The 9,790-nt window shown below is 64.9% G+C and carries 8 protein-coding genes; 7 read left to right on the forward strand and 1 reads right to left on the reverse strand.

Annotated features, from left to right (window positions below):
* The first annotated feature begins 603 nt into the window (after positions 1-603).
* The 7 genes from ACFDR9_RS16960 to ACFDR9_RS16990 all read left to right on the forward strand — a co-directional run bounded on the left by ACFDR9_RS16960 (position 604) and on the right by ACFDR9_RS16990 (position 8,493).
* Positions 604-900: a collagen-like protein gene (locus ACFDR9_RS16960; protein WP_409031761.1), complete on the forward strand. Its 297-nt coding sequence runs from the start codon at positions 604-606 to the stop codon at positions 898-900.
* A gap of 368 nt (positions 901-1,268) precedes the next feature.
* Positions 1,269-2,273, forward strand: coding sequence for an ABC transporter substrate-binding protein (locus tag ACFDR9_RS16965; RefSeq protein WP_409031762.1), 1,005 nt, complete (start codon positions 1,269-1,271; stop codon positions 2,271-2,273).
* A gap of 12 nt (positions 2,274-2,285) precedes the next feature.
* Positions 2,286-3,110 (forward strand): ABC transporter permease, encoded by an 825-nt coding sequence (locus ACFDR9_RS16970; protein ID WP_017876680.1) that lies wholly within the window; start codon positions 2,286-2,288, stop codon positions 3,108-3,110.
* 8 nt (positions 3,111-3,118) lie between these two features.
* The gene (locus ACFDR9_RS16975) at positions 3,119-3,910 is read left to right on the forward strand and encodes an ABC transporter ATP-binding protein (RefSeq protein WP_017876681.1); all 792 of its coding nucleotides are present in this window, start codon (positions 3,119-3,121) and stop codon (positions 3,908-3,910) included.
* Positions 3,911-3,928: 18 nt separating this feature from the next.
* Positions 3,929-5,110 carry an acyl-CoA dehydrogenase gene (locus tag ACFDR9_RS16980; RefSeq protein ID WP_409031763.1) on the forward strand — a complete coding sequence of 394 codons (1,182 nt, stop codon included), beginning with the start codon at positions 3,929-3,931 and terminating at the stop codon, positions 5,108-5,110.
* Positions 5,111-5,270: 160 nt separating this feature from the next.
* The gene (locus tag ACFDR9_RS16985; protein ID WP_017876683.1) at positions 5,271-7,151 is read left to right on the forward strand and encodes an ATP-binding protein; all 1,881 of its coding nucleotides are present in this window, start codon (positions 5,271-5,273) and stop codon (positions 7,149-7,151) included.
* Positions 7,144-8,493 (forward strand): sigma-54-dependent transcriptional regulator, encoded by a 1,350-nt coding sequence (locus tag ACFDR9_RS16990; RefSeq protein ID WP_409031764.1) that lies wholly within the window; start codon positions 7,144-7,146, stop codon positions 8,491-8,493. The genes ACFDR9_RS16985 and ACFDR9_RS16990 overlap by 8 nt, the downstream gene beginning before the upstream one ends.
* 177 nt (positions 8,494-8,670) lie before the next feature.
* Here the strand turns inward: ACFDR9_RS16990 and ACFDR9_RS16995 are convergent.
* On the reverse strand, positions 8,671-9,790 hold a 1,120-nt coding region (locus ACFDR9_RS16995; protein WP_409031765.1), incomplete at its 5' end, for a prolyl oligopeptidase family serine peptidase.

Genomic DNA, 9,790 nt, shown 5'->3' on the forward strand with positions numbered 1-9,790 from the left:
CCAGCGGCAAGCGTTCCGGTCTGTGCGGCAACGAACATAAGAGCCAATTAATTAATGTTGCCTACGTAATAGCGTTTAGAAATGACCGATGCAGAGGCGCTACAGCGGGTGCGCGTCGCCTCTTCTTACCGGCGCCCACGCCTGCGCCGTAGTATGTGGACGCGGACTGATGAAGATGCCGAAGGCGCGGGAAACGCAACAACCAGACACGGGAGCTGAACCGGGGTCGGACGGTACGCCGCCCATCATTACGCTTGCGCAGGCCGGATGAGTGAAGCGCAATCGTCCGTCGGCCGTCGGGTAAAAGGTCCGCCCCCCCCCTTTGGCCCGCGCCTCCGATTGATGCGACTTTTTTGTTTGCAATATTCATTAATGTAGTATATTCACTCATACTTAACTTTTACTTAACTTTTACTTAACTCAATCTTTTTCTACTTTTGTTCGAAATGTTGCGCTGTGTGCGTTTCCGAACAGAACAAGCCATCTGGCTTGGGTATGCTCACTCCAGTTCTTACACGGGCCAAGCCGCAGTTGCCGCGCTTGTCGGCGGCCCGCGGCGCTGTGCACATCCCGTGCCCTGCCACACTCATTTAAGGATCTATCATGAAAAAATATTCACTCATCCTCATCGCCCTCGTTGCCACCCTTGGTCTGACCGCTTGCGAAAAGACCGTGAACAACCCAGCCCCAGTGGCCGCCACGGATACCGTGGTCGTGCCAGTGCCGGTCGCCGTAGCTGGCCCTGCAGGTGAGCCTGGCAAGGACGGCGCCTCGGGCACCTCCGGCGCGACCGGCGCCACCGGTGCAACCGGCGATGCCGGCGCCCCCGGCGCCACCGGAGAAAAAGGCAAAACCGGCGACACCGTGATCGTCGTGCCTGAATCGAAGGAATCGAAGTAATATAGGTAGCAAGGCAAGCGCCCACCGTGGCGCTTGCAGCAACCCGCCTGAACATCGCGCCGCCGCCACCATGCGGCGGCGCGTTGCGTTCAACGGTGCTTTTCATATTCGATCCGCAGCGGTCGACTTAGTTCAAGCAATTCCCTCCCCCATGCGTGCGGCAATCCAGACGCGAGGCCGGCAGTTTGTGCGGATGCGCAGAAACGGCCCGTTTTCGCCTTCCCGCGCCGCGCCGCATAGTTCTTTTAAATCAATCACTTAGCCATTCCCCTCCATTCCTGTCGCTTGGCACGGAAGATGCTTTTAGTTCTATGCAGTCGCCCCAGAGCGGCAACGCGAAAACTATTCAATCTGACTGGAGAAGACACATGGCAACAAGCACAGCAATGAAAGCGTTTTTCAACACCAGGGTCGTCGCCGCCGCGTTCGCGCTGGCCGCCTGCCTGCCGCTGGCGGCCCAGGCCGCCGACGTGGTACGCCTCGGCAATTTGAAGTTCGCCCACTACGGCGCCGTCGCCTACATGAAGGAAATCGCGCCGAAATACAATTTGAAAATCGAGGAACGCATCTTTTCCAAGGGACTCGACATCGTGCCGGCGATCATCGCCGGCGAAATCGACGTCTCGGCCAGCGCGCTCGAGGCCGCCATTTCCGGCCGCGCCAGCGGCGTGCCGGTGTACCTGGTCGGCGGCTTCGCCAAGGGCGGCGTGCGCATCGTCGGCCGGCCCGAGCTGAACCTTCGCAGCATTGCCGACCTGAAGGGCAAAAAGGTCGGCGTCACCCGCGGCGGCCCGCAGGAAATCCTGCTGTTCTCCGAACTGGCCAAAAACCAGATGAGCTGGTCGGACAAGCCGGGCAAGGACGTGCTCATCATGTACATGGGCTACCCCGACCTGAACCAGGCCCTGCTGACCAAGGACATCGACGCGATGAGCCAGTCCGAGCCGTATTCGACCCAGGCCATCCATAAAAAATACGGCAGCGAAATCATGAAGCCGTATCAAACCGCGCTGGGCGAGCCGGTGCGCGCGCTGGTGATGTCGGAAAAAATGTACAAGGAAAAACGCGACGTCGCCGAGCGCTTCATGCAGTGCTTCGTCGCGGCGACCCGGATGTTCATCGCCGATCCGCTGCTGGCCGAGAAATACGTGCGCGAATCGATGTTCAAGAACCAGGTCAGCTCCGACGACTACCGCGACGCGATGGCCAACGCCAGCTTCACCGAGGACATTTCGCTCAGCCACGTGCAGTTGACCACCGACTACATGGTCAAGTTCGGCGTCGGCCGGATGACGGCGGCGCCGGCGGCCAAGGACTGGGTCAAGCTCGACCTGCTGGAGGCGGCCAAGAAAACCGTTTCCGCCGCCAAATAAGGAGGCAAGGCGATGAACACCCTCTTCCTGAAACGCCTGCTGCACGGTGCCGCCGTGCCGCTGGCCGCGCTGCTGCTGTGGCAGGCGTTGTCCGCCTTCGGCTGGATCAACCCGCAAATCCTGCCGTCGCCGGTGGCGGTGGCCGTCAAATGGGGCCAATACCTGGCGCCGCTGGAGGCCTACCAGCCCGAGGCCGGCAACTATCTGCTGTGGATGCTATCGGGCGAATTGCCGCACGACGCCTGGGCCAGCCTGTCGCGCGTGCTCGGCGGCTTCGCCATCGGCGCCGGCCTGGCGCTGCCGCTCGGTTTGCTGATGGGCACCAACCAGGCCGTCTACAAGCTGTTCGACCCGCTGGTACAAATCCTGCGGCCGATTCCGCCGATCGCCTACATCCCGCTGGCGATCCTGTGGTTCGGCCTGGGCAACCCGCCGGCCTTCTTCCTCATCAGCATCGGCTCCTTCTTCCCGGTGCTGATGAACACCATCGCCGGCGTGCGCCAGGTCGACGGCATCTACATCCGCGCCGCGCGCAACCTCGGCGCCGGCCAGATGACGATGTTCCGCCGCGTCATCCTGCCGGCCGCCACGCCCTACATCCTGGCCGGCGCCCGCATCGGCATGGGCACCGCCTTCATCGTCGTCATCGTCGCCGAAATGATCGCCGTCAACAACGGCCTGGGCTTCCGCATCCTCGAGGCGCGCGAATACTTCTGGTCGGACAAAATCATCGCCGGCATGTTTACCATCGGCTTCTTCGGCCTGGCCATCGACACCGCCATGAACGCGCTGAACAGCCACTTGCTGAAATGGCACCGCGGCCTCGACCACAACTAGGAACCGCCATGACAACCATCCACATCAACGCAGTCAACAAAATTTTCGCCGGCCAGGGCGGCGACGTCGTCGCGCTCAAGGACATCAACCTGGAGATCGCCAGCGGCGAATTCATCTGCCTGCTGGGGCCGTCGGGCTGCGGCAAGTCGACGCTGCTCAACGCCATCGCCGGCTTCTCGCGCCCGAGCTCCGGGCGGATTTTGGCCGACGCCAAGCCGATCACCGAGCCCGGCCCCGACCGCGGCATGGTGTTCCAGGAGTACGCGCTATTCCCCTGGATGACGATCGAGAGCAACATCGCCTTCGGCCTGGAGATCGCCGGACGCAGCCCGGCGCAGATCAAGGAGCGCGTCGACATGTTGCTCGACATGCTGGGCCTGCGGGACTTCCGCGCGCGCTTCCCGAAAGACTTGTCGGGCGGCATGCGCCAGCGCGTCGCCATCGCCCGCGTGCTGGCGCTGGACTCGCCGATCATGCTGATGGACGAACCCTTCGGCGCGCTCGACGCCCTGACCCGGCGCAACCTGCAGGACGAGTTGCTGAAAATCTGGAAGGTGTTCGGCACCACCATCGTCTTCGTCACGCACAGCATCGAGGAATCGATTTACCTGGCCGACCGCACCATCGTCATGACGTACCGGCCCGGCACCGTCAAACGCGACGTGCCGATCACGCTGGCGCGCCCGCGCGATCCGAGCGACCCGGAATTCAACCGCATCAAGCGCATGTTGGGCGAAATGGTGATGCAGGAGCAACAACGCCACCACAACGCCGAATTGATGGTCGGCACCGCAGACTAATAGACAACGGAGACAAACATGACAGCAAAACCGAGTTTCAAATGGGACGATCCGCTGTTGCTGGCCAGCCAGCTCAGCGACGACGAACGCATGGTCGCCGAGGCAGCGCGCGCCTACTGCCAGGACCGGCTGCAGCCGCGCATCGTCGAGGCCTTCCGCCACGAAAAGATGGACACGGCGATTTTCCGTGAAATGGGCGAACTGGGCCTGCTGGGCGCGACCATTCCAAGCGAATACGGCGGCTCCGGCCTGAACTACGTCAGCTACGGCCTGATCGCCCGCGAAGTCGAACGCGTCGACTCCGGCTACCGCTCGATGATGAGCGTGCAGTCGTCGCTGGTGATGGTGCCGATCTACCAGTTCGGCACCGAAGAGCAGCGCCGGAAATACCTGCCGAAGCTGGCGAGCGGCGAATGGATAGGCTGCTTCGGCCTGACCGAGCCGAACCACGGCTCCGACCCCGGTTCGATGATCACCCGCGCCAAAACAGTACCGGGCGGCTATGCCTTGTCGGGCGCCAAGATGTGGATCACCAACTCGCCGGTGGCCGACGTGTTCGTGGTCTGGGCCAAGGACGACGAGGGCGCGATCCGCGGCTTCGTGCTGGACAAGGGCATGGCCGGGCTGAGCGCGCCGGCGATCCACGGCAAGTTCGGCCTGCGCGCCTCGGTCACCGGCGAAATCGTCATGGACAATGTGTTCTGTCCGGAAGAGAACGCGTTCCCCGACGTGCGCGGCCTGAAGGGGCCGTTCACCTGCCTGAACTCGGCGCGCTACGGCATCGCCTGGGGCGCGCTGGGCGCGGCCGAGGATTGCTGGCACCGCGCCCGCGAGTACGTGCTCGACCGCCAGCAGTTCGGCCGGCCGCTGGCCGCCAACCAGCTGGTGCAAAAGAAGCTGGCCGACATGCAGACCGAAATCACGCTGGGCCTGCAAGGCTGTTTGCAACTGGGACGCATGAAGGACGCCGGCACCGCCGCCGTGGAAATCACCTCCATGATGAAGCGCAACTCCTGCGGCAAATCGCTGGACATTGCGCGGGTCGCCCGCGACATGCTGGGCGGTAACGGCATATCCGACGAATACGGCGTGATCCGCCACATGGTCAACCTGGAAGTGGTCAACACCTACGAAGGCACGCACGACGTGCACGCGCTGATCCTGGGCCGCGCCCAAACCGGCATCCAGGCGTTCTCGTAAAAAACCCCCGGCGACGCATCAAAGGCGGGGTCTGCCCCCGGCTCTTGGCCTGGGCTTGAATGTCCGCGTCGCCGGCCCCGCCCACTTACCCCGCCACCCGCCCGGGCCAGCACACTCGTGCGATACTGCGCCAGGCATCATTGACGGTAGAGGAGCAACCATGGCAGTGCGTAGTTGGACCCGCGGTTGGACCGGCGCGCTGCTGGCGGCCGGTTCCCTGGTCGCGCTGGTCCTTCTCACCTATTGGTACGTCAAGGGCCGCCAACTGGAGCGGCTGCACGGCGCCCTGTCCTCGCGCGCCGAGCTGTACGCCGCCACCGTCGGCGGCGCCCTCGACAAGTACGAATTCCTGCCGCTGGCCATCGCCCAAAGCGAGGAAGTGGCCGGTCTGCTGGAACAAGCCAGCCCGCAGCGGGTGGCCCGCGCCAACGCGTATTTGGCCGACATCAACCGCCGCGCCGGCGCCTTCGCCGTGTACGTGCTCGACCTGAACGGCACCACGCTGGCCGCCAGCAACTGGCAAGACCGCGTCTCCTACGTCGGCCAGAACTACGGCTTCCGCCCCTACTTCAAGCAAGCGGCGGCCGGCGGCATCGGCCGCTTTTACGGCATCGGCGCGTCCACCTTCGAGGCCGGCTATTTCATCTCCCAGCCGATCCGCCGCGGCGGGCGCATCATCGGCGTCGCCGCCACCAAGGTCAACCTGGACTGGATCGAGCGTTCCTGGCGCGTGCCCGGCGCCACCGAGCAGATCTGGGTCAGGGACGCCAACGGCGTCATCATCCTGTCGTCGATACAGTCCTTCAAATTCCAGACGCTGGCGCCGCTGTCGCAGGCCGCCCAGGCCGGCATCCGCGCGCAACGCCAGTTCCTGCAGGAAAGCCTGCCGATCCTGCCGCACAAGGTGTTGCAGCGCTTCGCCGACGGCGCCATCCACCTGTCGCTCGAGCGCGGCCGCGGCGGCCCGGGCGCGGCGGCCGGCGGCGCCGAACACCTGGCCGTCGGGCGCCACCTGGCGCCGCTGGAATGGCAGATCACGGTGCTGGCCGAACTCGACCAGGTGCGCGCGGCGGCCCGCAACGCCGCCATCGCCGCCGGCCTGGGCTGGGCCTTGCTGTTGCTGGCGGCGCTGTACGCGCGCCAGCGCCGGCGCCGCATCGACGAGCGCCTGAACGCCCAGCAGGCGCTGACAAGCGCCTACGCCGAGCTGGAGATCAAGGTGGCGCAACGCACCGGCGACCTGCTCGACGCCAACCTGCGCCTGCAAGCCGAGGTGGCCGAGCGCGAACGCGCCGAACAAACGCTGCGCGAAGCCCAGGCCGAACTGGTCCAGAGCGGCAAGCTGGCGGCGATCGGCCAGATGGCGGCCGGCGTCACGCACGAATTGAACCAGCCGCTGGCGGCGCTGCAAACTTTTTCCGACAACGCCAAGGTGTTCATCGCGCGCGGACGCACCGAGGACGCGCTCGACAACCTGTCGACGATTTCCGACCTGGTCACGCGGCTCGGCTACATCACCTCGCAATTGAAGGGATTCGCGCGGCGCGCCGACGACGCCAGGAAACCGGTCAGCGTGCGCCAGGCCTTCGCCCAGACCATGCTGCAAATCCGTACCCGGCGCGGCTCCGAACGGCTGGTGCTGAGCGAAACCTGGCCGGCGCAGGAGCTGGTGGTGCTGTGCAACGCGATCGGCCTGGAACAGGTGCTGTCGAACCTGATTTCAAACGCCATGGACGCGGTGCCGCTGGCGCGCCAGGCGCACATCGCCATCGCCGTGCGGCGCGACGGCGCGCTGGCGGTGATCGAGGTCAGCGACAACGGCCCCGGCATCCCGGAGGCGAACCTCGACAAAATCTTCGACCCCTTCTACACCACCAAGGAACACGGCCTCGGGCTGGGCCTGTCGATCAGCGCCGGCATCCTGCGCGCCGCCGGCAGTTCCCTCACCGTGCGCAACCGCGGCTTCGCCGAGGGCGGCGGCGCGCAGTTCACCATTACACTGACATGCCACGACGCGCATAAAGGAACACCGGATGCATGAAAATACTTTCGAGGGCATGCAAGTGCTGTTCATCGAGGACGACGCCGTCGTGCGCAAGGGCGCGCGCCAGGCGCTGGAGCTGGCCGGCCTGAACGTGATCGCCTGCGCCACCGCCGAGGAGGCGCTGGCGCACCTGTCGCCGGAGTTCGCCGGCATCGTCCTGAGCGACATCAAGCTGCCCGGCATCGACGGCCTGCAACTGCTCGACATCGCCATCGCCCAGGACCCGCACCTGCCGGTGATCCTCGTGACCGGCCACGGCGACGTCTCGATGGCGGTCGGGGCGATGCGACGCGGCGCCTACGACTTCATCGAAAAACCGTTTACCGCCGACCTGCTGGTGGAAGTGTGCCGGCGCGCGCTCGACAAGCGCCACCTGGTGCTGGAGAACATGAACCTGCGCCGCCTGCTGGAAAAGCGCGAGGGCATCGAGTCGCGCATTGTCGGGCGCAGCGCCGCCATGGCCAAAGTGCGCCAGCTGGTGCTGAACCTGGCGCCGAAGTCGGCCGACATCATCATCCTCGGCGAGACCGGCACCGGCAAGGAACTGGTGGCGCGCTGCCTGCACGACTTCAGCGACCGGCGCGACCACCCGTTCGTGGCGATCAACTGCGGCGCGCTGCCGGAGTCAATTTTCGAATCGGAACTGTTCGGCCACGAGGAAGGCGCCTTCACCGGCGCCCAGCGCCAGCGCATCGGCAAGATTGAATACGCCAACGGCGGCACCCTCTTCCTCGACGAGATCGAGAGCATGCCCTTGGCGCTGCAGGTGAAGCTGCTACGCGTGCTGCAAGAGCGCCAGGTCGAGCGGCTCGGCTCCAACAAGTTGATCTCGGTGAATTTCCGCGTCATCGCCGCCGCCAAGGAAGACTTGAACCTGCTGGCCGAACAGGGCAAATTCCGCGCCGACCTGTACTACCGGCTCAACGTCGCCAGCCTGACGCTGCCGGCGCTGCGCAGCCGGCGCGAGGACATTCCGCTACTGTTTGAATTTTTCGTGCTGCAGGCGGCGCTGCGCTACGGCCAGCCGGCCGCGCTGATCAGCAGCGAGCTGCTGTCGTCGCTAATGGCGCAGCGCTGGTCCGGCAACGTGCGCGAGCTGCACAACATCGCCGACCGCTTCGTGCTCGGGCTGCTCGACGACACGCTGGCGCCGTCCGGCGCACGCCGCGAAGCCTCGCTGGCCGAGCAGGTCGACGCCTTCGAACGCGCCATCATCGAGGACGCGCTGCGCCGCCACGGCGGCAACATCGTCGCCGCCGCCGACAACCTGAACATCCCGAAAAAGACGCTGTACGACAAGCTCAAACGCTTCGACATCTCGACCGGACAGTTTCGCTGAGCGGCGAGAAGACCGGCGAAACAGATCGGTGTCAGCGTACGGTGGCCAACAGCGAACGTTAGCCTACCGTTTTCCGGTCGTTTTCGGAGACAATGCTTACGCACGGGCCGCCGCCGGCGCCAGTCGGGTTACGCGCGCAATGCGCGCCAACCCGACCACGAAGCCTTATGTGGGCGGCTATTTCTTCAGGTAGCTGTCCAGCCAGCCCATCACGGTGTGGTGCCACAACACCGAGTTGGCCGGTTTCAGCACCCAATGGTTCTCGTCCGGGAACACCAGCAACTTGCTCTCCACGCCCTGGCGCTGCAGCGCGGTGAAGGTGCCCAGGCTCTGGGTCGTCGGAATGCGGAAATCCAGCTCGCCCTGGATCACCAGCATCGGTGTTTTCCACTTGGTGACGTGGTTGACCGGGTTGAACTGCTCGTGCTTCTCCGGCGCGGCGTAGTAGGCGCCGCCGTTTTCCCACTCGTTGAACCACAATTCCTCGGTCGAGTAGTACATCGCGCGGTTGTCGAACACGCCGTCGTGGTTGACGATGCAGCGGAAGCCGTCGGCCCAGTTACCCTCGATCCAGTTCATCATGTAGCCGCCGTACGAGGCGCCCAGCGCGCAACTGCGCTCGCGGTCCAGCCACGGGAATTTCTTGACCGCCGCCTCCATCCCCTTCTTCAAGTCCTCCAGCGGCGCGCCGCCCCAGTCGCCGCTGATCGAGTCGGTGAACGCCTGGCCGTAGCCGGTCGAACCATGGAAGTCGATGAACACGGTGGCGTAGCCCGAGCCGGCGTACACCTGCGGATTCCAGCGGTAGCTCCAGCCATTGCCGAAGCTGCCCTGCGGCCCGCCGTGCACCAGGAAGGCCAGCGGATACTTCTGGCCCGGCTTGGCGTCCCACGGTTTCATTACATGGCCGTAGACCGTCTCGCCCTTGGCGCCGACGAAGGAAAACTGCTCGTATTCGCCGAAGCGCACGTCGGCCAGCGCCGCCGCGTTCTGCTGCGTCAGTTGCACCATCTTGTCGGCGCCGGCGCCGAGCTTGAGCTTGAACAGCTGCGCGCCGGAGGCCAGGTTGGCCTGGGTCAGCACCAGCGTGTCGCCCTGCACGTCGAAGGCGCCGACCGAGCCCTTGCCGCTGACCGGCGCGACCTTGCCGCTGCGCGCGTCCATGGAAAACAGGCGGTGGGGGGGGGGGGGGGGGGGGGGGAGGAAAGAAAAACCGTACGGCGGGGGATGACGGCAAAAGGAGCGACGGGGGGTGCCTATTCGCCGGACCAACGTGTGTTTTTTTTTGGGTAGGCAA

It is taken from the genome of Janthinobacterium sp. CG_23.3 (assembly GCF_046115965.1).
In the GTDB taxonomy this organism is placed as follows: Bacteria; Pseudomonadota; Gammaproteobacteria; order Burkholderiales; family Burkholderiaceae_D; genus Janthinobacterium.

Coding starts and splice junctions, on each gene's coding strand:
- ACFDR9_RS16960 (WP_409031761.1), top strand. CDS start 604: ATGAAAAAATATTCACTCATCCTCATCGCCCTCGTTGCCACCCTTGGT.
- ACFDR9_RS16965 (WP_409031762.1), top strand. CDS start 1,269: ATGGCAACAAGCACAGCAATGAAAGCGTTTTTCAACACCAGGGTCGTC.
- ACFDR9_RS16970 (WP_017876680.1), top strand. CDS start 2,286: ATGAACACCCTCTTCCTGAAACGCCTGCTGCACGGTGCCGCCGTGCCG.
- ACFDR9_RS16975 (WP_017876681.1), top strand. CDS start 3,119: ATGACAACCATCCACATCAACGCAGTCAACAAAATTTTCGCCGGCCAG.
- ACFDR9_RS16980 (WP_409031763.1), top strand. CDS start 3,929: ATGACAGCAAAACCGAGTTTCAAATGGGACGATCCGCTGTTGCTGGCC.
- ACFDR9_RS16985 (WP_017876683.1), top strand. CDS start 5,271: ATGGCAGTGCGTAGTTGGACCCGCGGTTGGACCGGCGCGCTGCTGGCG.
- ACFDR9_RS16990 (WP_409031764.1), top strand. CDS start 7,144: ATGCATGAAAATACTTTCGAGGGCATGCAAGTGCTGTTCATCGAGGAC.